This is a genomic window from Streptomyces sp. NPDC006385, from assembly GCF_040612485.1.
Classification (GTDB): Bacteria; Actinomycetota; Actinomycetes; order Streptomycetales; family Streptomycetaceae; genus Streptomyces.
Genome location: NZ_JBEXQG010000010.1, coordinates 170108 through 191820, shown reverse-complemented (window position 1 = coordinate 191820; position 21713 = coordinate 170108). Strand labels below are relative to the sequence as shown.

The window sequence follows — 21713 nt, the reverse complement described above, 5'->3', positions numbered from 1 at the left end:
TGCTCTAGTCGTCCATGTCATTGAGTGCCTCGGCCACAGCCGCACGCGACTGCGCCGGGAGTGCCCGGTAGATCCCCCATACCTTGTCGAGAGGGCTCAGCGAACGCTGGTCCGCGGCGATCCAGCCGGCGAAAATCCGGCGTTCCATGGGAGCAAGCGCCTCCACGAGCTCAAGCAGCGCTTCCAGGTCGACTTCCCGGTCCGCGCCACCACCAGCACCGCACCGCCTGCACTCCGTGACCAGCTGGTAGTCAGCCTCACCGCCAGGCAGCAGCACCTTGCGTCGGGCCACGTTCAGCTGAGACTGCTCGACGCCGTCGCCGTACTCCTCACCCGCCGCGATACCGCAGGACCTACAGAGGAAGTTGTCGCCCCGCATGACCTTTGCGCGCTGAGCCGCGGTGATGCTGCTCTTGTGCTTGGGAGCCTTGGCCTGGCCAGGGATCCAGACTTCGACCCCCTTCTTGACGTAGCGCTGCTCCTGCTGCTTGAGCGTGGGGTCGTCTCGGCTCGTCGCGATCTGCCAGCCATAGTCGCGGAGATCACGGAGACGCCTGTCGATCTGGGACAGGTTGGGGAAGGCCGCGCGGAGCCGCGCCTTAGTGAAGGTGTTCCCTTCACCTACCTCGGACTCCAGCCACAATGCTCCCCGCACCATGCTTCCCAGATTTTCATCGTGCCACGAGGGCAGCACCATTGAGCGCCTCCGGTCGGCTCACACAGCAACAGCGCGCTGACCCAGACGCGTTGCGCACAACACACACTCGGGTCCGCGGCCCCCGAATGCGGTTCGGCGGCTCATCCATATGACACCGCGACCTGAGCGAAAGTCGACCCAATCACCGACTTGCGCGCAGGTAGCAAGACTCACTGCCACACACTCGGAGACAATTGCGGCAATCAACTTGGCTGGGGAGGCTGACGGTATGGCCCGGCGCGGGGGCGGCAGCGGCAGAAGGCCGTGGCCGGACAAGACCATCAAGAGCGATATCTCCCCAGGTAGACGAGCGCTCGCCGAGGCTCTGCAGAGTCTCGCCCGTCTCCTGCGCAGCGAGGAGCGTAGCCAGGACAAAGGGGTATATACGCGGCCAACACAAGAAGAAGCCGCAGGGCGCATCAAAACGTCCAGCACTTCGCTTTCCAGGTTTCTCAGTGGCCATTACGTCCCTGATGTCAGTGTTGTGCGGAATCTTCACGCGGCTGCGGTTGATGACACTGACGGCCTTGTCGGCATCAGCTTCGGAGAGTTGGAGGTGATGCGCGAGACAGCTGAAGCAGAGCGACGCTGTCACCGGTGCGCCAACCTAGCCGACGAAGCCGCGTCACTGAGCACTGAGGCCGAGTCGCTCCGGCGGCAACTCAAGGTGTTGGAGAACGACAGGGCCGGCTTGCAAGCGCGTCTCGCGACGCTCACCCGCGCAACTCAGCTGCCGGTCCCCCGCCGACGGGGGGACCGGCAGCTGATGTCGAGAGACAAGACGGCTGCTCGGCAGGTAGCGGAGCAAGCACAAGACCTGCAACGCCAAGGAAGTCACGACAGCGAGGCGGTCCTCATCTTGCTGAGGCAGACCGCTATGGAGGTGCTTAGCCCGGCAGAAACGGCCATCACGCTGGGAGTCCTGCGTGAGCTCGATCAGCACCATCTCGCCGACAATCTGATTCACGTATACGCCCGGGACCAGCCTGACCAGAGCGTGATGAACGTCGCCTTGGCTCTGCATGAGTTGGGGCTGCCCGATGACGCCGGCGCGATACTGCGTGCTGCCGTGGGGTGACGTCGTCTCTGTAGTTGCATCAAAGGACTGACGAGAGCATCAAGATCAGTTAGCGAGTAGCTACACCGGTCTGCCAACGAAAGCGCATCGACGCGGAGTCCGGCGACCTTACGCGACTCGCCCATCTACGTTCCGTAGCCCTGCTGCGTCCCCGCTTCCACTCAGCCTGGCGAATCGTCGCCGTCGGCTTGGCTTCCGGACTGCATCAACAGGGTCTCGCCGGGATCGCGACCGTTGTTGATGATCCGGGGGTGGTGTCACCAGGTCCGGGAGTCCCGCCGGACCACTGATCTTGATCGAGGTGGGCGACGGCAGCACCCTCCCAACCGCCGCCCACCTCGCCGCCCACGTGCGTCTTCCCTGCGGCCTGCAGTTTGGGCTCGTCGATCCGAGGCGAACAGCCATCCAGAGGGGAGAACGCAGCTCGAACGGGCGGTGTTCCTCGCCGAGTTCGCCGCCCTGAGTGATCCCGCCTCGCGGGCCTACTACGACAAGAAGACCGCCCAAGGGAGGCATTACGCCCAAGTCCTCTGCCTCGAGGACGATGGGCCGACATCCTCTTCGCGATCCTCCGCGCCGGCACGTTCCACGAACCCCAGCCGCCGGCCGCAGTCACCTGACGAGCGGCTCCGCGAGGAGGACGACTCGATCAGCCTCGGGATCGTAGCCGAGCACCGGATGGCCATAGCGGCCCTCGGGATACATCAGCACCCGCTTGCCCAACCGTCGCCCGATCTCCCGCAAGAAGCCGCAAAACACATCAAGTCGGTCCTGCCCCTGCAACTCCCGCAGGTCGACATCGAAGTCGACTTCATCGTCGGCATGGAAACGGGAGATCGCCAGAACATCGGCAGCTGGCCAGACCCGCAGGTTCGGGCACTCGGCACCGGCCGGACGGGACAGCACAGCCTCCGCCCGAGGTACCGGAAGCACCGTCTCACCTTCGGAGTACTGGCACTGCCAGCCCTGTTCCGCGACGAGATCGAGGACCTCCTGCCAGTCCTCCCACGATACGCCAGGCACACGCACATCCGGCAGCGAGCCCATCAGGTCCGGGGCGAAGAAGCACTCCACGTCATCCCACAGCAGATCAGCCACGCCGCCATGCTGCCTGGCCCTCAGGCTCAACGCAGTCCTGTTTGCCTTGCCCAAAGCCATAGGGGCACCCCCTACCGAGGCGCCCTCTCGTCATCACGCCAGACATTCCGGAGGCGGCGCAGCACGGTGATGACCCTCTCCGCCTTCGCCGACAGCGCCGGAATCTGGTCGAGAACGTAGTTCAGGAGAGCGACGGCACCACGGAGCACGGCCATCACGCCGGCCGCCAGCATTCCCACGACAACCACCACGTCCATCATCGGTACCGCCAGACCTCCTACGTCGAGTCTTTGCCGGACGCCGCCGGACAAGGCCGACCGCGCATTTTTGCTGCGCCGACGGTACATTAGTTCGGGCCGTCACCGCTATGGGTTACAGTCGGCAGTCCAGCGAGGCACGCCGGACAGGAGGAAGTAATGACAGAGGAGCGCCCCGTGAGGCGGTCATCGAAGGTAAAGGTCGCCGAGTTCCTGGCAGGGCTCGGCGAGGACACGGTCTTCACCAAGTTCCAGCTGTTCGAAGGCGTGCCTGGCGTCGCTCAGGTAGACCGTCGAATGCGTGATCTGCGCGAGCTGGGCTGGCAGATCGACAACTACAAGACCGACCCCCGACTCCAGCCGGACCAGTACCGCCTTACTGCGATCGGAACCCGTATCGACCTGGGTGAACAGCCAAAGGAATCTCCCCGGCAGCGCATCCCTGCCGTCCGACGCCGAGAAGCTATCGAGCGAGCCGGCCGCCTCTGCCAGACGTGCGGCACACGGGCCGGCGAGCCCTATCCCGATAGCGATCAGACGGCAGTACTCACTGTTCGCCTCATCGATCCGGCCCCGCCCATAAATACCGAGCTCGCGAACCTCAGCGTGGAGTGCCAGCAATGCATGGCCGGGATCAAGGCTGGTGGATCAGCTTCGTCACCTAACCCGGATGACGTCCTGGCGCGGACGCTGAGCCTCAGCGGCCGCGAGGAGAGGCGACGGCTGTACCGGCTCATGCAGGCAGGCCGGCCAGAGCGAGACGAGGTTGACCTGATTTTCGCCGAATGGCTGCGGCTGGCACGCGAGGACCGAGTCGATGTCATGTTGAAGCTTGCGGGAGCGCTGATCGAGGAGGACTGATTCGCCTCTACCCCATCAGGCCGCCCGCCCGGAAGCCGCAGTGACGGAACCCGTCCGCCCCATCGCCACTCGACGGTGCGGAGGCGGACGAGTTCTCGTCAGGCAGCCGCCTCATTCTCGTAGCGCGACTGAGCACGATCGATGAACTCGTCCGGATCATGACCGTAAGCAGCCATCCAGTGGAGTAGGGCGGCGGTCGGCTGATCGCCGCCCCACTCCAGAACCACGTTCCGCGCCCGTACGACCGCCCATCTCCGCGCGCTGCGGGCGGCGGTCGGGGTGAGCTGGTGGGCGCCCTCGCTGCCTGCCGACCCGGAATTTCCTCAGCGCTAGAGGACAGTCGGTCCTCTGCTAGTTCTCCGGCACTTCCACGGCTCGCTGGATACCGAACTCGTATCCACCGAAACGGACATTACCGACCGTCAAGACCGCCCCAAGACAATGCGTTCAACACCCTTGGTTTCGCCGTGCGTTGCTAACGCGCCGCCAGGCGAATGATGGGCAGGGCGACGGCCTTCTGGAGCAAGGAGTGACCTCCAGGCGGGCCGAGGTGACCGGACTACGGCCCGTTCTGCGTCGACGTCCTCCCTGCTGCTCCCCCAAGGAATGTCTCGACCCGTCACATCGCGACGGTGTGTCAGGGCGGAGGCGGTCCTGGGTGTATCGGTCGGCGCGGGTGCGCTCGGGCCCGTGGATCGCGCTGCCCGGCGCATGGCCCCGGCGATGGTCGGCGTAGCCGATTGGGTGTCAGTTCCCCGGATGGCGGTCCCGATGAGCGGTGGGGGAGATGTCGGATTAGTCTCCCAAATGAGCGCTTAGTGGATCACTTATCGTGCGCTCTGACTCGACCCAAGGAGGAGAAATGCGCAAGCTTCAGAAGGCCGCTGTTGCGGCCGCAGTGATGGGTAGCCTCACCCTCATAGCCGCCGGCCCCGCCACCGCGCAGGGTGCAGTCGCGATGCATGGTGGGTGTAAGTCCCACGACTTGAACGTCGATGTGCTCGGCCAGGTTGGGCTGCTCAACGGTCTGCTGGGCAATGCGCTCAACGGCGAGGGCAATGCGGGCGGGCAAGTCACCGACTTCGGCTCCGACTGTAACCACCACGGCCATCACGGCCACCACTGAGCAACGGAGATCTCTTCACGTAGCTCATTGAAATGGGGCCTCGGCGCCTGGGCACATGCCCGGCACCGGGGCCCCGCCGCTGTGTGCGCCGCCCCACGACCAAAGTCGCGGCGGCATAGACCATCGGCCGACGACAACGTGTCCGGCTTCCCTTCAGAATGGCGCTGGTCGCGTGCGCCGGAGATCAGAAGCGTAGGTATGGGGGACACATGGGGGACGTGAGGAGTACGGGGGATCAATTGGAGAAGGGCCGTCGGGGCGTCGGTCGGAGTGAGCGTGGGCGTGAGCGTGACTCCACCTTGGTCGCGGAGTCGGCCTGGGTGCTAGTGCTCTTCTGGGTCGGGTGCGGGGTCTTGGTCGGCTGGTTGGCGCCCCTTCTCGCGGACTGGCTCGTCACGCTGCGCTGGGCGCCCTTGAAGGGGCCGGCCGAGTTGCTGAGCTCCGTCTCGGAGCCCGGGCGGACCATGGGTGCCGTTGCCGTGGGGGTGCTGCTGGGGCTGTTCGTGGGGTTCTTGGCCGTGCACGAGTCGCTGGGGGTCAGGCTCGGCGGCGACCGGGTCGTGCTCACCGTCAGGGACGCCTCGCAGGAGTTCGAGCGCCATGAGATCGCGCTGGCCGCGCGGGACGGCAAGCAGCTCGTGCTGCTCGGCCCGGACGGCATGGAAATCGCGCGCGAGGACTGTCATCTGACCTGGCGGCGGCTTGCCGACGCCTTCGCCGAGCACGGTTACCGCTGGGCGGACGAGGATCCGCACCGGGCGGAGTTCAGGCGCTGGGTTCCCGGTATGCCCGGCTTGCCCGAGGGGGCGGACGCGCTGCTGAAGGCTCGTGCGGTGGCACGGAAGAAGGGCGACGGCGCCGAGGACGCCCGGGAGCTGCGCGGGGAGCTGCTGCGGCTCGGCGTCGTCGTACGTGATGAGAAGCAGCGGCAGTACTGGCGTATGCCTCGGACTCCTTGATCGGCGAGATGTACGCCGAATGCCTGACGGCTTGTGGCGGCTGAGAGGATGGCGCGGACCGGAAGCGAATAAGGGGGATGAGCGTGATCGTGCTCGTCTTGGTCGGCGTCCTGCTGCTCGTCGTCGGAGGGTGCGTCTGTGTGGTGTGGGCGTCGCGGGGTGGGCCCCGGTGGGTGCGGGGCGTGGCGGCCGTGACGCTGGCGGTGAGTGAGATGGTGGGGAGTTCACGGCGCAAGGGGTGGGGGTCCGGTTCCGGTTCCGGCTCGAACTCTGGCTCCGACGACTGAAGTCGCAGGGCTGACGCGGGCCGCGCCGCTGGTGCCGTCGGTGGCGGCGCGGCCCGTGGCACGTCCACCCGTACGGGCGGTCGTGGGGGGCGGTCAGCCGGTCGTCTTCGTCGCGGGTGGCGCTGTCACCGTTCCCTCCCCCTTTGCCAGCAGCCACTCGTGGTGCAGGGCGCCCAGCGGGATCCTCTTCTGGAGGATGGGCGTGCCGAATATGGTCAGTTGGAGCTGGAGGGAGCCGGTCAGGTCCACGCCGCCGTAGAGGGCGTAGGTGCCTGTCGCCGTGCCGGTGCCGGTGCCGGTGCCGGTGGAGGAACCCTCGGCCGACGCGTCGGCGTGGGCGCGGATGTACGGGGCCAGGTCGGCGGTGACGCCTACGGTGCCGTAGAGGCCCACGGTGGCCTCGGCGCCCAGCGCGGCCTTGACGTCGCCGGCGGCCGTGACGCGGGCCTTCAGGGGCTCGCCCGTCATGTCGGACTCGCTGACCGGGGTCCAGCCCTTGGTCCAGGAGAAGGTGCCGCCGACGCGGAAGTCACCCTTGAGGTCCTGCTCCACGTCGACGGTGACCCGGCCGTCCGCGGTCACCTGGATGTAGCAGGTCAGGTCGAGATTGACGACGACAGGGATCGGGCCGACCTGGATCACCGGGTCGGCGTGCAGTTCCGCGAAGGGGATGCGCAGGGGCCGCCCCTCCGTCGACCCCGCCGCGCGGCCCTTCAGGGACCACTGGGACGCCCAGTCCCCGGTCAGGCCCAGGAAGGCTCCGCCGGGCGAGGCACCCGCGCCCGCGCCCCGGCCCGTGCCCGCGCCCGCGCCCGTGCCCGTGCCCGTGCCGGAGCCGTCGTACGCGAACGCCACCTCGGGGGCGAGCTGGACGAAGCCCTTGACGGATGCCGCCGCCGACGCCGGGGCGCCCTCGGCCGTGGCGACCGCCGCGCCCACGTCGATACGCAGGCTGCCCAGCGGGAGTTTCGCGCCCTCGGGGCCGAAGTGGAGGTCGCCGGTCTTCGCCCAGGAGACCTTGACGCCCTGGAGGAGCGGGTCGACCTCGATGGCCGACGGGTCGACCGGGACGGTGCCGTCGGCCTTGCCCTCGCCGAGGACGGAGTTGAGCTTCGCCGGTTCCGTCTCGACTGTCGTGGCGCCGTCCTCCGAGGTGCCCACGACCTCCGTGACCTCGGCCAGCACTCCGTCGGGGGCGCCCGGGGCGGGGGCACTGGCGATGATGTCGCCGACGGAGACCGGGGGTTGGGTGGAGGGGGTGGAGGCAGCGGAGGGGGTGGCGGGGGAACTGGCCTGCGCGTCTGCCGAACCAGGCGGGGAACCGGGAGTTGAACCGGGAGTTGAACCGGGAGTTGAACCGGACGACGGTCCGGTGGTCGGTTTCGCTGCGGACCTCGCCGCGATCACCGCCCGTCCGCTCGCCCTGTCGTACGAGGCGACCTTGAGGGAGGACCTCCTCGCCATGCCTGCCTCGCCTGCCTCGCCTGCGTCGGCCACGGCGGTGGGGGTGGCCGTACCTGACGGGGCCGGCACGACGGCGAGTTGCTCCTGGACGGCGGCGGCCCCGGGGCTCTCGTCCGCCGTCGTGGGCGCCGTTTCGGTGGTGCTCGGGGAGGTGGTGGAGCAGCCGGCGGTGAGCAGGGCCGCGATGGTGACCGCCGTCAGTAAGGCATGTCTCTTGAGCCTGGGTCTGTGCACGCGTGTTCCTCGGGAGCGGTGTATGGGGGTGCGCTTCGGGAGGTGACCGGTGGGAGGGCATGACTGTTCCGGCGCTGTGCGCAGACGGCCCGACGGCCCCGACGGTCCAGAAGGCCCAGAAGGCCCGACGGCCCGACGGCCCGACGGCCCGACGGCCCAGACGGTGGTTACCCCCCAGTAGTCATGCATGAGCATGCCAGCAGCGCGGGCACGGCATCCGCTTTCTTCCCTCGCCACCTCTATGACGTGAGTCACACATTCGACACTCCGCGCACACAAACGGCTTGTTCCGCGAAACCGGCTCGCCCTAGGGTGAGTTGACTCGAAGAGACGTTCCCCGGAAACACGCCGCAGAGTAGGAGCGTCCACCTCGCCGAGAGGCTCACCGAGGTGCGGGAGGGGCGGCAACTGTCTTTGTCGACCCCTCATGTCGGAGGCTCCTCCATGAACGTCGGTACGAACGTGGGCATCGGCCTGCCCATCGGCGACCCCACCACCCTGCTCACCTGGGCCCGGCGCGCCGACGCCGGTCCCTTCAGCACGCTCGGTCTGCTCGACCGGCTCGTCTACGACAACCCCGAGCCGCTGGTCGCCCTGGCCGTCCTCGCGGGCGCCACCGCACGCGTCCGCGTCCAGACCGAGGTGCTGCTCGCCCCGTTGCGCGACACCGCCCTGCTGGCCAAGCAGGCCGCCACCCTGGACCGGATGACCGGGGGCCGCCTCGTTCTCGGCCTGGGCATCGGCGGCCGGGACGACGACCATCAGGTGACGGGTGTCGACCTTCGCACCCGGGGCCGCCGCCTCGATGAGCAGATGGCGACCATGTGCCGTCTGTGGTGGGGCGATCCGTACGGCGACGGCGTCGGCCCGATCGGTCCGGCGCCCGCCCGGCCCGGCGGCCCGCAGGTGCTGTTCGGCGGCTTCAAGCCCGCCGCGCTCGAACGCGTCGCGCGCTGGGGCGACGGCTTCCTCGCGGCCGCGGCGCCCTCCTGGGCGGGTGGACTGTTCGACACCGTCCGGGGGTTCTGGAAGGAGTACGGCCGCGAGGGCGAGCCCCGCCTCGTGGCCCAGGTGAACGTGGCGCTGGGCCCGCCGGACGTGCTCGACGACGCGCGCGCCCGGATGCACGCGTACTACGCCTTCACCGGCATGGCCGACCGTATGGTCGCCGGCCTGCTCACCACACCCGCCGAGATCCGCGCCGCGGTCACCGCCTTCGCCGACCTGGGCGCCGACGAGGTGATGCTCTACTGCTACGGACTCGACCCGGACCAGGTGGACCGCCTGGCCGACGTGCTGTGACGCCGCTGCCTCTGACCGACGCCGCGTCCTGGGGGACTTGGCACACCCGTCCGTGCCACCTGGAGGCCACGTGTTCCTGCTGATCCTGCTGTTCGTCATGGTCGCGGTGATCATCGCGGTCGCTCTCTGCGGCCACGGCGCCCGTACCCTGTCCGAACGGGGCGTACAGCGCACCGGCACCCCCGGCGTTCTGCGCGGGCTCGCGGCGCTCGCGGGCGCCGGCGCGTGCGCCCTGTACGCGTGGGGACTGCTCGGCGTCGCCGGCGCGGTCATGACGGCGGAGGACGGCGGCACCGACTCGGCCCCGGCCCGGTCCTGCCGTACGCCGGGCTGGGGGGAGCGGCACCAGCAGGGCATCGAGATCGTCGACCACGCGGTCTCGTACATCCCGCTCGGGTTCGTGTGCGAGACGAGCGACGGCGGCAGTTACCACACCGGTGACGTGCCCGGGTACGTCAATCCGGGCGTGCTGGGCCTCGCCCTCGCGGCCGCGGGGTGCGCCATCGGCGCGGGGTACGTCTCGGAGCTGCGTGCGCGGGCGGAGGTGCGGAAGAGGGAGGACCGGCAAGGGGGTTGAGGGGGTTCCTGACCGGCGCGGACTCACGCTCCGCCGGCCGCGGGCCTCCTCAATCGGCCGCGCACTCCCCCTCCTCCCGCCACAGGCTCCTCCGCCGCCCGCGGACTCCCCCTTCGCCGGCCGCGGGCTCCCCCTCGGTCGGCCAAGGACTCCGCACCCGCCGTCACTGCGCCGGTGCCAGCTCCGCTCGGCCGAACAACAGGGCGTATCCGGGCGGGAGTTCGCGCAGGATGCGGTCGGAGAGGTCGTCGCCGACGAGGTTCGGCAGGACGCTCAGGACCGAGCTGACGTCCCAGCGGGCGGTGGCCGGTGTGGCGCCCTCGATACGGGCGGCGATCGAGTCGACGAACTCCGCCGCGGTGAGGGGGCGCGTGGCGGGGATCTGGGACGCGATCACTCTGGCCGCCTCCTCCGGCAGGGCGTTGGCCAGCTCGACGCGTTCGTCGCCGATCACATGGCCGCCGAGGGCGGACAGGACGATGCGGGTGACGCGCTCGGCCTCCGCCGTCGTCGGGTACTGCCCGGACTGCCGTACCTCCTCGATCAGCTCGGACCATCGGGGCCGGTCCCCGATCCGGGCCCGCGTCGGGGCGGTCGGGAGCGTCGGGGTCGGCGGGGTCGTCGGGGCCGGCACCGTCGTCATGGTCATCGTGCGGGGTCCTCCTCCGGTTGCGCGCTGGGGTGTGCCGCGTCCCGCAGGCCGTGGCACCCGCCTGCGGGACGCTTTTCGTGCGGTGGGTCGGATCAGGTGGCGAGCTGCTTGCGGTCGCCGCCCGTGATCTGGATGCGGCGCGGCTTGGCCTCCTCGGCCACGGGGATGCGCAGGGTCAGTACGCCGGCTTCGTACGAGGCGTCGACGCGGTTCGTGTCGAGCGTGTCGCCGAGGAAAAGCTGGCGGGTGAAGGAGCCCGCGGGGCGCTCGGCGACGATCAGCTCCGCGTCCTCCGGAGCGGGGGTGCGGCGCTCGGCGCGAACGTTCAGCACGTTGCGTTCCACGTCGAGTTCGATCGTCTCGGGGTCGATGCCGGGCAGGTCGAAGTGGATGACGAAGTCGTCCCCGGAACGGTAGGCGTCCATCGGCATGGCTGCCGGGCGGGTGGCGCCGAAGACCTGCTGCGCGAGTCGGTCGAACTCGCGGAAGGGGTCGGTACGCATGAGCATCACAGGTCACTCCTTTCCTGAGCCGCTGTCGTGCGATGCCCTTGACGACTTCTTATATAACTCGGAGCCGAAAACCTGACAAGCCCCGACTCAGGTTCGCCGGGTCGCACTCCCCGTCGGCCGGAAAGGTGGGCGCCTGGCCGGCCGGGTCCGGCACCGGCTACGACCGCTGGTGGCTCAGCACATTCACCACCCGCCCACTCGGATCCCGTACGAAGAACCGCCGCACGCCCCACTCCTCGTCCCGGAGCTCCCGTACGACCTCGGCTCCGGACGCCACCACCTGCGCGTACACGGCGTCCACGTCCTCGACCTCCACGCTGAGGTCGGGGACGACGGGGCCGGTGCGTTCCTCGGTGAAGAAGCTGATCTGGGCCGTCGGGTTGGCCGGGGACGCCAGGGTCGCCATCCAGCCCATGTGCATCACCTCCTCGAAGCCGAGCAGGCCGTAGAAGTCCCGGCTCGTCTCCATCTGTTCCTCGGACGCGACCTGGATGTTGGGGACGATTCTGCGGATGGTCATCGGATCGGACACTGCTCCTCATCGGTGTCTTCGACGTCTCGACCGCCTGTCTCGGCCTCATCGGCGCATCGGCGCATCGGCGTCATTCGGCCTCACGGCGCCACGGTGCCACGGCCTCACGGCGTCACGGCCTCACGGCGCCACGGCGTCATCGGCCTTGTTCGGCCGCATCGGCATCTCGATCGCCTGGGTCGGCGTCGGTTTTCTGTTATCGCCCCCAGTCTTCCCACGTCTCCTCACCGTCCCCAGCCGCAGGCACGCGAGGAATTGACGACGTGACACGACAGATCAGCCGCCGGAGCATGCTCAAGGCCGCGGGCGCGGCAGCCGGAGCCGTCGGTATCGGTACGGCCGTGACGCCCGCCCCCGCCATGGCGGCCGGCACCTACGCGCACCCCGGCCTCCTGCACACCCGCGCCGACCTGGACCGGATGGCCGCCAAGGTGAAGGCCGGCGCCGCCCCCTACACGGCCGGGTTCGCCAAGCTGACCGCCAACCGGCACGCGCAGAGCGGCTGGGCACCCAACCCGCAGGCGGTCGTGTACCGGGGAGCGGGCTCGCCGCAGAACTACCAGATCCTCTACAACGACGTCCACGCCGCCTACCAGAACGCCCTGCGTCACCACGTCAGCAGCGACAGCGCCCACGCCGACACCGCCGTGGCGATCCTCAACGCCTGGTCGGGCAAGCTGACCAGGCTGGAGGGCAGCGCCGACCGCTTCCTGGCCGCCGGGCTGTACGGCTACCAGATCGCCAACGCCGCCGAACTCGTCCGCGACCACCCCGACTTCGAGCTCGACCGGTTCCAGGAGATGCTGACCACCGTCTTCGCCCCGCTCAGCGACGACTTCCTGGTCAGACACAACGGCGCCGTCGTCAGCAACTACTGGACCAACTGGGACCTCACCGCCATGTGCTGCGTCCTGGCCACCGGCATCTTCTGCGACGACAGGGCCCAGGTCGCCCGCGCCGTCGAGTACTTCAAGCACGGTGAGGGCCTCGGCTCCATCAAGAACGCCATCCCCCGGGTGCACGACGACGGACTCGCCGAGTGGCTGGAGGCCGGCCGCGACCAGGGGCACGCCCTGCTCGGCGTCGGCCTGATGGGCACCTTCTGCGAGATGGCCTGGAACCAGGGCGTCGACCTGTACGGCTACGACGACAGCCGCTTCCTCAAGGGCGCCCAGTACGTGGCCAAGTGGGCTCTGGGCGGTGAGGTGCCGTTCACCGCGAACACCCGCAGGAAGGGCGCGGTGAACGGCTGGTCGGGGTCGGAGTCCGTGACGGAGGCCGCGCCCGTGGACCCGGCGATGACCCGCCCGATCTGGGCGATGATCGCCAACCACTACACCAAGCGCCGGGGCCTGCCGGCGTCGTACGTCACGCGGATCGCCGCGAAGTCCGCCCCGGAGGGCGGCGGCGGGGACTACGGGCCCAACAGCGGCGGCTACGACCAACTGGGCTTCGGCACGCTGGCGTTCACGCGCGACAAGGCGCAGGGGGCGGGCGGCACGGGTGGTGCGGGCGGTGCGGCGAGTCCGTCGGCTTCGGCGGGGGCGGCCGCGTCGGCCGGTGCCGGTGCCGGTGCGGGGGCGGGGTCGGCATCGGGGTCCGGGTCGGGGTCGGACACGCGGCCTCAGACCGGGGCCACGGGCTCGCCCTCCGGGTCCGCCTCCTCCGCCGCCGACGGCGACCTCGCCGCCACCGGCTCGAACGACATCATCGGCTGGACCGCCGCCACCGGCATCACCGCCCTGGCCGGCGGGCTGCTCCTGCTGCGCCGCCGGGACCGGGTGCGGCGCGAGTCCGAGTAGCGCCGGTCGAGTCCTGGAGGGCACCCACGGGGCGCCACAAACTCCGGTCCCGGCTCTTTACCGGGGGAGAGCCGGGACCGGTCCGGTCCCTACGCCCCGGTGGCCCCGGTGGCCCCAGCGGCTCCATTCGCTCCAGTGGGCCCGGCAGCTCCAGCGGCTCCAGCGGCTCCATTGGCTCCAGCCGCCCCGGAAGCCCCCGCCGCCCGCGCCCCCGCCCGAGCCGGCTTCGCGACCGCCGTGAGCGGGCGGGCGATGTCCTCCAGTGACCGGCGTTCCGCGCGGACCGCCAGGAAGGCCGCCACCAGGCCCGCCAGGCACATCAGGGCCGCGCCGATCTGGAAGGCGAGGACCGTGTCGCCGACCTTGCCCGTCTCGGTGAGGTCGGCGAACAGCAGCGGACCGCTGATACCGCCGGCGGCGGTGCCGAGGGCGTAGAAGAAGGCGATGGACATCGCGCGGGTCTCCATCGGGAAGACCTCGGACACCGTGAGGTAGGCGCTCGACGCGCCGGCCGACGCGAAGAACAGGACCGCGCACCAGCAGGCCGTCAGCGTGGCCGCGCCGAGTGCGCCCCGGTCGAACAGCCAGGCCGTGCCGAACAGCAGCAGGCCCGAGAGCAGGTACGTCGACGAGATCATGGCCCGGCGCCCGACGGTGTCGAACAACTTGCCTAGCAGCAGCGGGCCCAGGAAGTTGCCGACCGCGATGACCGCGAAGTAGTAACCGGTGTTGCCGCTGGGGACGTCGAAGAACTGGGTCAGGATCGCGCCGAACCCGAAGGTGATGGCGTTGTAGAGGAACGCCTGGCCGATGAAGAGGGCGAAGCCGAGGGTGGCCCGCTGGCGGTACTTCGAGAAGACCGTGCGGCCGATCTCCAGGAACGTCACGCTCCGGCGCTGGTGGATGGTGATCTCGCCCTCGGGGCGCGGCAGCGGCTCGCCCCGCTCCGCCGCCACCCGCCGCTCGATGGCGGACACGATCCGTTCCGCCTCGCCGTCGCGTCCGTGGATCATCAGCCAGCGCGGGCTCTCCGGGACGTGCCGCCGCACCAGCAGGATCACCAGGGCGAGGACGGCGCCGAGCGCGAACGTCAGCCGCCAGCCGACGTCCGCGGGCAGGATCGCGGTGTTCAGCGCGACGATCGACAGCAGCGAGCCGCCGACCGCGCCCAGCCAGAAGCTGCCGTTGATCATCAGGTCGACGCGGCCGCGGTACTCCGCCGGGATCAGCTCGTCGATCGCGGAGTTGATCGCCGCGTACTCGCCGCCGATGCCGAATCCGGTCAGGAACCGGAACAGGAAGAACCACCAGGTGTCGAAGGAGACGGCGGTCAGGGCCGTCGCTCCCAGATAGACCGCCAGCGTGATCATGAACAGCTTCTTGCGGCCCCATCTGTCGGTCAGACGGCCCCAGAACAGCGCGCCCAGACAGGCACCGGCCACGTACAGCGCGGCGGCCAGACCGGTGACCTGGCCGGAGGTGATCGGCAGTCCGCTGCCGGGCTCGGAGAGCCGCGGGGCGATGTTGCCGACGACCGTGACCTCCAGGCCGTCGAGGATCCACACGGTGCCGAGACCGATCACGATCGTCCAGTGCCAGCGCGACCACGGCAGGCGGTCGAGCCGGGCGGGGATGTCGGTGGTCACGGTGCGGCCGGTCTCGGCCTGCGCGGTGGCCATGGGCTCCCTCCTCATCGAGCTCCTCGTCGAGCTCGTCATCGCTCGTCATCGGGCTCCTCGTCGAGCGGAAACCCGGTTCGGGTGCCCTGAGGAGGGCGGTCCTACGCCCCCAGCGCGCGCGACACCGTGTAGATCAGCAGCCCGGCCAGCGAGCCCACCACCGTGCCGTTGATCCGGATGAACTGAAGGTCGCGCCCGATGTGCGCCTCGATCTTCTTCGTCGTGTGCTCGGCGTCCCAGCTCGCCACGGTGTCCGTGATCAGGGAGGTGATCTCCTGACGGTACGTCGTCACGACGTGCACCGCCGCGTCCTCGACCCAGCGGTCCACCTTGTTCTGCATCGAGGGCTCGGCGGCCATCCGGGCGCCCAGGGAGAGCAGGGAGGACCGCACCCGCAGGCGCAGCTCACTGCGCTCGTCCTCGGCGGCCGACACGATCATGGCGCGGACGGCCGTCCAGGCGGACGCGATCAGGTCCTGGACCTCGCCGCGGGCCAGCACCTCGCCCTTCCAGCGCTCCACACGCGCGCGGGTGTCGGTGTCGGACTGGAGGTCGGAGGCGAAGTCGATGAGGAACCGGTCGAGGGCGCCGCGCGCCGGGTGGGAGGGCATGTCGCGCATCTCGGCGCAGAAGCGGAGCAGTTCCTTGTAGACGCGCTCGCCGACCTTCCTGTCGACGAACTTCGGCGTCCAGCCGGGCGCGCCGCCCTGCACGGCGTCCATGACGTCGTCGCCGTGCAGCACCAGCCAGTCGTGCGCCCTCGTCACGACCAGGTCGACGGCCCGTTTGTGGGCGCCGTCGGCGACGATCCCCTCCAGCATCTTGCCGACGCCGGGCGCGATCTCGCGGGCGTCGGCACGGCGGGTGATCGCCTCGCCGACCACCGCCTGGACGTCGGAGTCGCGCAGGACCCGCAGGGCGCCCCTGAGCGCGGTCGCCAGCTCGGCCGTCACCCGGTCCGCGTGCTCCGGTTCGGCGAGCCAGGCACCGAGCCTGCTGCCGATGCCGACGGCGCGCAGGCGCTGTCGTACGACGTCCTCGGAGAGGAAGTTCTCCCCGACGAACTCCCCCAGCGAGACTCCCAGCTGGTCCTTCTTGTTGGGGATGATCGCGGTGTGCGGGATCGGGATGCCGAGCGGGTGGCGGAACAGGGCCGTGACCGCGAACCAGTCGGCCAGCGCGCCGACCATGCCTGCCTCGGCGGCCGCGGCGACATAGCCCGCCCAGGCGCCGGCGCCCTCGTGCGACGCCCACTTGGCGAGGACGTACACCAGCGCCACGAACACCAGCATGCCGGTCGCGGTGATCTTCATCCGGCGCACCCCGCGCCGCTTCTCCTCGTCAGCCGCGGTGAACGTCGTCATCGCACGTACGGCCGAGGCGGGGACGCGCCGGTTACCGGCCGCGTCCAGCCGGGCATGCTGCTCTACGTCACGCGTTCCCGTTTCATCCGGATTCGTACGTTCCATCCGCTCCACCCGTCCAGTGATCCCCCGCACACATTGTCCCTTCCTGACGTACTCCCGGAACGAACCAAGAGTTCCCGGCGTCTGTTCGGTGGGGGGAGGTCGATGGCGAACTCCAGATGAAGTCCGGCGGCCCAATGGGGGGTCCGTGCAACTCCCCTCCGCCTTATGACGCATCATGAGGTGATCACATCGGAGCCTCGGGCTCCCATCCGCCCGAGGAGACATGCACCGCATGACCAAGCGTCACGGTTATGCCCTGCTTTCCGCGATCATCGCGTTGATCGTGGCGGTTTCGGCCGCCATCTATGTCGGAGTCGCCTCCGGCGACGGCAGCACCACCGGCAAGAACATCCCCACCAACGACAGCGGCCCGCGCAACCGCGTCGCCCCCGCCTCCACCGGCATCTGGGTCGGCGCCTGGTCCGCCTCCCCGGTCGGCGCCGAGCCCGGCACCGAGGTCGAGGGCCTGGCCGGCCGCTCGGTACGCAACGTCGTGCACACCAGCGTCGGCGGTACGAGTGCCCGGATCACGCTGTCCAACCTGTACGGCCAGTCGGCGCTGACGATCACGCACGCGTCGATCGCCCTCGCCGCCGGTCCCCAGACCGCGGCGGCGATCGAGGACACCATGCGCAGGCTGACCTTCGGCGGCAACACCACGGTCGTCATCCCGCCCGGCCAGCAGGTGCTGAGCGACGCCGTGCGCCTCGCCATCCCGGCGGGGGCCGACGTCCTGGTCACCACCTACTCCCCCACCCCGTCCGGCCCGGTGACCTTCCACCCGCACGCCCGCCAGACCAGCTACGTCGCCGAGGGCGACCTCACCGAGGACGCGACCGGCCTGGCGTACACCGGGCAGGTCGGATCCTGGCGGTACCTGACCGCGCTGGACGTCCTCAGCAACGAGTCCGACGGCACCGTCGTGGTCTTCGGCGACTCGCTGACCGACGGCATCACGTCCACCCCGAACGCCAACCGCCGCTGGACGGACTTCCTCTCGCGCCGACTGCGCGCGGCGGTCGCGGCGGGCCAGGACGTGCCGCGCTACAGCGTGGTCAACGAGGGCATCAGCGGCAACCAGATCCTCGCCAGCGGCTCCGGGCGCCCCGCGGACAACCAGGCCGGCGTCGACCGCTTCCACCGCGACGTCCTCTCCCGTACGAACGTCAAGGTCGTCGTCATCGACCTCGGCGTTAACGACATCCTGCGCAACCCGAACCTCGCCGACCCGAACCGCATCCTCGACGGCCTGCGCACCCTGGTCCGCCAGGCCCACGCCCGCGGCCTGAAGGTCATCGGCGCGACCCTGATGCCCTTCCAGGGCCACCGCGGCTACACCGACGCCCGCGAGAACGTACGCCAGCGGATCAACGCCGAGATCCGCGCCGGCAAGGTCTTTGACGCGGTCGTCGACTTCGACGCGGCGGTCCGAGACCCGTACAACCCCCGCAGGTTCCGCCCCGACTACGACTCCGGCGACCACCTCCACCCGAGCGACAAGGGCTACGAACGCATGGCGGAGACCTTCGACCTGAACGACCTGAAGGGCGCGGCCCCGGCGGAGCTGTAGGCGCGCAGGCGGCACCCCGTAGCGCCGGGCTGCGCGACGCCCCCCGCCTCAGCAGCAACGCCGGGCACCCCGCAGCCAACGCCGGCTCAGTCCAGCTCCCGCCGCTGCGCCTTCCGCTCCAGCTTCTCCCGCCGCCGCTCCTCCCGAAGCTCCAGCCGCTGCGCCCGCGTCAGCTTCCGTTCCACCCCGACGCCGCCCCAGAAGGCGAACCCGGTCACGATCACCCGAGGCGCCCCGGGATCCCCCGGCACCCCCTCCTCACGGTGCTCGAAACCGCCCATGATCCCGACCCCGCGCACCACGACCTCGACGCCGGGCGGCACGATCACCTGCGCCCCACCCATGATCACGACACAGTTGATCTGGATCTCCCGGTCCGCGAAGTCCGCCTCCCGCAGATCGATCTCACCGCCACCCCAGAAGCTGAAGCAGGTGAACCGCTTCGGCGCCGTCCACCGCCCCTTGCGCTGGAACCCGGACATCACGGCGACGCCCCACGTCGACGACCCCTCGCCGCCGACGATCCGCTCCGCCCAAGTCCCGTCCTCGGCCCCGGCTCGCTTGACCATGTCGGCCTTCGGAACGGCCACCGCACCGACCGGCAGATCCCGGGTGATCGGCGCCAGCTCCCCGTACGTACGCGCCTGGTACGTGGCGTCCAGGCGCTCCTCGAACTCCTCCATGTCGAGACGCCCCTCCGCGAGGGCGTCCCGCAGGACCTCGGCGACTCGTTCACGATCTGCGTCGGAGGCACGAAGCTCCGCGGCATCGTCGGTCATGTACAGCAGCCTACGAGCAACCCCGCACGGCGGCTACGAGATCGCTCGCTCCGCCTGCTCGGGCGGGGGTTTGGGGGTGTCCCCCAATGAATGCAGCATCTTCGCGATCACCGCCTCGATGTCCGGCTCCCGCACCGACAGGTCCACCAGCGGATACTCCGCCGCGACCCGCGCCACCAGCGCCGCCGCCGACTCGTCCGCCGGAAACGCCAGCCACTGCCGCGGCCCCTCCACCTTCACCACCCGCGCGGGCGCCGCCTCGATCGGCGGGAGCTCGCGCTCCAGGTCGACCACCAGGATCCGCTCGCTCTCCCCCACCTCGTGCAGTCCGGCGAGCGGACCGTCGTACATCAACCGCCCGTGGTCGATGACCATCACCCGCTTGCACAACTGCTCGATGTCCTGGAGGTCGTGCGTGGTCAGCAGCACCGTCGTGCCACGCTCGGCGTTCACCTCCCGCAGGAACTCCCGCACCTTCGCCTTGGAGATCACGTCGAGCCCGATCGTCGGCTCGTCCAGGTAGAGCACGTCCGGATCGTGCAGCAGCGCCGCCGCGATGTCGCCGCGCATCCGCTGACCGAGGGAGAGCTGACGCACCGGGACGTCCAACAGCGCGCCGAGGTCGAGGAGTTCGACGAGACGGTCGAGGTTCTCGCGGTAACGGGCGTCCGGGATGCGGTACATGCGGTGCATCAGCTTGTACGAGTCGATCAGCGGCAGGTCCCACCACAGCGTCGTACGCTGCCCGAACACCACGCCGATACGGTGCGCCAGCCGGGTCCGCTCACGGGACGGGTCGATCCCGGCGACGCGGAGCCGGCCGCCGCTCGGCGTGAGGATGCCGGTCAGCATCTTGATCGTCGTCGACTTGCCGGCGCCGTTCGGGCCGATGTAGCCCACCATCTCACCGCGCCCCACGGTGAAGGAGATCGAGTCGACGGCCCGTACCTGCCGCCGCTCCCGCTTGAGGAAGCCGGTCTTGCGGCGTACGTCGAAGACCTTCTCCACACGGTCGAGTTCAATGAAAGGGTCCATGACAGGGTCCATGCAAGGCTCCGTGACAGCGTCCATCGACTGCTCGCTAACTCCCCGTACTCCGATATGACCTCAGCCCCGACCGCCACGCCAGACCGGCCAGCGCACAGCACCCGGCCGCCACCAGCGGCGACGCGAAGGCCGTCCACCCGGGCAGGCCGATCGGGTACGGCCGCCCCAACAGGTGGGCGGCGGGCACCCAGTTGACGAAGGCGAGCGGCAGCATGAAGGTCACGCCGCGCACCAGGTCGTTGCCGAACACGGTCGGCGGATACTGCAGCAGGGTGTTACCGCCGTACGTGAACGCGTTCTGCACCTCGGCGGCGTCCTGCGCCAGGATCTGGAAGGCCGCGCCCGCCACGAAGAACGCCGAGAAGATCACCGCACCGCTGACCACCACCACCGGCACCAGCAGCACCTTCGCCGCACTCCAGTCGACGTCGACCGCCACCAGCGCCCAGCCCAGCACCACCGCGCCCTGCGTGATCCGGCCCAGGCGGCGCAGCGCGAAGTGGTCCGCGCCGATCTGGGCCAGCACCGGCGCGGGCCGCACGAGCAGCGTGTCGAACGAGCCGTCCCGGATCCGGCCGCCCATGACGTCCATCGAGCCCAGCACCAGATCGGCGATCCCGAACGCCGTCGCCGACAGCCCGTACAGCAGGGCGACCTCGGGCATCGACCAGCCGCCCAGCGAGTCGACCTGCGAGAACATCAGCAGGATCGTCACGAAGTCCAGGCCGGTCACCAGCAGGTTGCCCAGCACCGTGACGACGAAGGACGTGCGGTAGGTCATGCTCGACCGCACCCACATCCCGGCGATCAGCCCGTAGGCCCGCAGCCCCTCGCGGAGCACTGCCCGCTCAGCCACCCTGGACCACCACCCGCCGGGTCGCGGCCGACTGGAGCAGCCGCCCCGCCACCAGCAGCACCACCGCCCAGACCGCCTGGAAGGCGTACGCCCGCAGCGGGTCGGTCTCCCCCATCAGCACGTCCGCCGGCATCTGGATCTGCGCCGCCCAGGGCAGCACCCGCACGATGTCGCCGAGCACGCCCGGGAAGGCGTTCAGGGGCAGCACCATGCCGGAGAAGAAGATCCCGGTGATCATCAGGGCCTGGTTCACGCCCGTGCCGTCCATGAGCCAGAACACGCTCAACGCCACCAGGTAGCGGATCGCGAAGCTGACGACCGTCGCCAGCAGGAGCGTCACCACGAACGCCGCCCAGGGCGTGACGTCCGTCGGCAGCGCCATCGGGAAGAAGACGGCGCCGAACACGAACGGGATCACACCCCGCCCCAGCATCTGGAACAGCGCCCGGCCCACGTCGCCCGCCAGCCACCACAGCTGGAGATCGGCCGGCCGGTACAGGTCGACGGCGATCTCCCCGGTGCGGATGCGCTCCATCAGGTCCTTCTCGGCACCGCCGCCCTGGATGGCGAGGGTGGCGTACAGGCACTGCCCCAGCCACACATAGGTGACGGCCTGGGCCTGGTCGTACCCGCCCAGATGCGGCCTTTCGTCCCACAGCGCCATGTAGGTGTGGACGAGGATCACGCCGAAGACGGTGTTGGTGAACACCCCGGCCGCCGTCGCCGCCCGATAGGTCGCGTACCGTCTGAACCCCCTTGCCGCGACGGCCAGGTACAACCGCCCCGAGCCCACATCCACAGCCCTCCTCGCCCCACCGGCACCGAAGCGCAGGAGCCTAGTGCCCGGGCGACGGGCACGGCCAGCCGATTTCGGC

General features: G+C 69.8%; 22 protein-coding genes. 9 read left to right on the top strand and 13 right to left on the bottom strand.

Features of this window, described 5'->3' with window-relative positions; all coding sequences use genetic code 11:
* Window positions 1–4: 4 nt before the first annotated feature.
* Entirely contained in the window at window positions 5–697 is a 693-nt protein-coding gene (locus ABZ078_RS11095; protein WP_356573877.1) for a hypothetical protein, read from the bottom strand.
* Window positions 698–926: 229 nt separating this feature from the next.
* Between ABZ078_RS11095 and ABZ078_RS11090 the strand changes: the two genes are divergently transcribed.
* Entirely contained in the window at window positions 927–1775 is an 849-nt protein-coding gene (locus ABZ078_RS11090; protein WP_356573875.1) for a hypothetical protein, read from the top strand.
* A gap of 612 nt (window positions 1776–2387) precedes the next feature.
* On the opposite strand, the gene ABZ078_RS11085 is transcribed toward ABZ078_RS11090, so the two are convergent.
* Both ABZ078_RS11085 and ABZ078_RS11080 read right to left on the bottom strand, forming a co-directional pair.
* On the bottom strand, window positions 2388–2873 hold the full coding sequence (locus ABZ078_RS11085; protein ID WP_356573873.1) for a hypothetical protein: 486 nt from the start codon (window positions 2871–2873) through the stop codon (window positions 2388–2390).
* A 71-nt stretch (window positions 2874–2944) separates the two neighbouring features.
* Window positions 2945–3133, bottom strand: coding sequence for a hypothetical protein (locus ABZ078_RS11080; RefSeq protein ID WP_356573871.1), 189 nt, complete (start codon window positions 3131–3133; stop codon window positions 2945–2947).
* A gap of 156 nt (window positions 3134–3289) precedes the next feature.
* Here ABZ078_RS11080 and ABZ078_RS11075 point away from each other — a divergent pair, with 156 nt between their 5' ends.
* The 4 genes from ABZ078_RS11075 (at window position 3290) to ABZ078_RS11060 (ending at window position 6363) form a co-directional block, all read left to right on the top strand.
* Entirely contained in the window at window positions 3290–3991 is a 702-nt protein-coding gene (locus ABZ078_RS11075) for a hypothetical protein (RefSeq protein ID WP_356573869.1), read from the top strand.
* Between the two features lie 862 nt (window positions 3992–4853).
* Entirely contained in the window at window positions 4854–5117 is a 264-nt protein-coding gene (locus tag ABZ078_RS11070) for a hypothetical protein (protein WP_356573867.1), read from the top strand.
* Between the two features lie 353 nt (window positions 5118–5470).
* Window positions 5471–6076: a hypothetical protein gene (locus ABZ078_RS11065; protein ID WP_356573865.1), complete on the top strand. Its 606-nt coding sequence runs from the start codon at window positions 5471–5473 to the stop codon at window positions 6074–6076.
* A 77-nt stretch (window positions 6077–6153) separates the two neighbouring features.
* A complete protein-coding gene (locus ABZ078_RS11060) occupies window positions 6154–6363 on the top strand; it encodes a hypothetical protein (RefSeq protein ID WP_356573863.1) in 210 nt (69 codons plus the stop codon).
* A gap of 93 nt (window positions 6364–6456) precedes the next feature.
* Here the strand turns inward: ABZ078_RS11060 and ABZ078_RS11055 are convergent, their stop codons facing one another.
* Entirely contained in the window at window positions 6457–8061 is a 1605-nt protein-coding gene (locus ABZ078_RS11055) for a hypothetical protein (protein WP_356573862.1), read from the bottom strand.
* Between the two features lie 444 nt (window positions 8062–8505).
* On the opposite strand from ABZ078_RS11055, the gene ABZ078_RS11050 reads away from it, so the two are divergent.
* On the top strand, window positions 8506–9363 hold the full coding sequence (locus ABZ078_RS11050; protein WP_356573860.1) for an LLM class flavin-dependent oxidoreductase: 858 nt from the start codon (window positions 8506–8508) through the stop codon (window positions 9361–9363).
* Between the two features lie 70 nt (window positions 9364–9433).
* Window positions 9434–9940, top strand: a complete 507-nt coding sequence (locus ABZ078_RS11045; protein WP_356573858.1) for a hypothetical protein — start codon at window positions 9434–9436, stop codon at window positions 9938–9940.
* Window positions 9941–10103: 163 nt separating this feature from the next.
* On the opposite strand, the gene ABZ078_RS11040 is transcribed toward ABZ078_RS11045, so the two are convergent.
* The 3 genes from ABZ078_RS11040 to ABZ078_RS11030 form a co-directional block, all read right to left on the bottom strand.
* Window positions 10104–10589 (bottom strand): DUF2267 domain-containing protein, encoded by a 486-nt coding sequence (locus tag ABZ078_RS11040; protein ID WP_356573856.1) that lies wholly within the window; start codon window positions 10587–10589, stop codon window positions 10104–10106.
* Window positions 10590–10684: 95 nt separating this feature from the next.
* On the bottom strand, window positions 10685–11101 hold the full coding sequence (locus ABZ078_RS11035) for an Hsp20/alpha crystallin family protein (RefSeq protein WP_356573854.1): 417 nt from the start codon (window positions 11099–11101) through the stop codon (window positions 10685–10687).
* 160 nt (window positions 11102–11261) lie between these two features.
* Window positions 11262–11624 (bottom strand): VOC family protein, encoded by a 363-nt coding sequence (locus ABZ078_RS11030; protein WP_356573852.1) that lies wholly within the window; start codon window positions 11622–11624, stop codon window positions 11262–11264.
* 275 nt (window positions 11625–11899) lie between these two features.
* Between ABZ078_RS11030 and ABZ078_RS11025 the strand changes: the two genes are divergently transcribed.
* The gene (locus tag ABZ078_RS11025) at window positions 11900–13438 is read left to right on the top strand and encodes an alginate lyase family protein (RefSeq protein WP_356573850.1); all 1539 of its coding nucleotides are present in this window, start codon (window positions 11900–11902) and stop codon (window positions 13436–13438) included.
* Window positions 13439–13527: 89 nt separating this feature from the next.
* Here ABZ078_RS11025 and ABZ078_RS11020 read toward each other — a convergent pair whose 3' ends face one another.
* Together ABZ078_RS11020 and ABZ078_RS11015 are read right to left on the bottom strand one after the other, a co-directional pair.
* Window positions 13528–15117, bottom strand: coding sequence for an MFS transporter (locus ABZ078_RS11020; RefSeq protein WP_356573848.1), 1590 nt, complete (start codon window positions 15115–15117; stop codon window positions 13528–13530).
* A gap of 101 nt (window positions 15118–15218) precedes the next feature.
* Window positions 15219–16586 (bottom strand): DUF445 domain-containing protein, encoded by a 1368-nt coding sequence (locus ABZ078_RS11015; RefSeq protein ID WP_356573846.1) that lies wholly within the window; start codon window positions 16584–16586, stop codon window positions 15219–15221.
* Window positions 16587–16818: 232 nt separating this feature from the next.
* Between ABZ078_RS11015 and ABZ078_RS11010 the strand changes: the two genes are divergently transcribed.
* Window positions 16819–18156 carry an SGNH/GDSL hydrolase family protein gene (locus tag ABZ078_RS11010; RefSeq protein ID WP_356573845.1) on the top strand — a complete coding sequence of 446 codons (1338 nt, stop codon included), beginning with the start codon at window positions 16819–16821 and terminating at the stop codon, window positions 18154–18156.
* 86 nt (window positions 18157–18242) lie between these two features.
* On the opposite strand, the gene ABZ078_RS11005 is transcribed toward ABZ078_RS11010, so the two are convergent.
* Genes ABZ078_RS11005 through ABZ078_RS10990 form a run of 4 tightly spaced genes read right to left on the bottom strand, consistent with a single transcriptional unit; the run spans window position 18243 to window position 21631 of the window.
* The gene (locus tag ABZ078_RS11005; RefSeq protein WP_356573843.1) at window positions 18243–18935 is read right to left on the bottom strand and encodes a DUF1707 domain-containing protein; all 693 of its coding nucleotides are present in this window, start codon (window positions 18933–18935) and stop codon (window positions 18243–18245) included.
* Between the two features lie 33 nt (window positions 18936–18968).
* The gene (locus ABZ078_RS11000; protein WP_356573841.1) at window positions 18969–19970 is read right to left on the bottom strand and encodes an ABC transporter ATP-binding protein; all 1002 of its coding nucleotides are present in this window, start codon (window positions 19968–19970) and stop codon (window positions 18969–18971) included.
* A gap of 46 nt (window positions 19971–20016) precedes the next feature.
* Window positions 20017–20838, bottom strand: a complete 822-nt coding sequence (locus ABZ078_RS10995; protein WP_356573839.1) for an ABC transporter permease — start codon at window positions 20836–20838, stop codon at window positions 20017–20019.
* A complete protein-coding gene (locus ABZ078_RS10990; protein WP_356573930.1) occupies window positions 20831–21631 on the bottom strand; it encodes an ABC-2 family transporter protein in 801 nt (266 codons plus the stop codon). The genes ABZ078_RS10995 and ABZ078_RS10990 overlap by 8 nt, the downstream gene beginning before the upstream one ends.
* Between the last annotated feature and the right edge of the window lie 82 nt (window positions 21632–21713).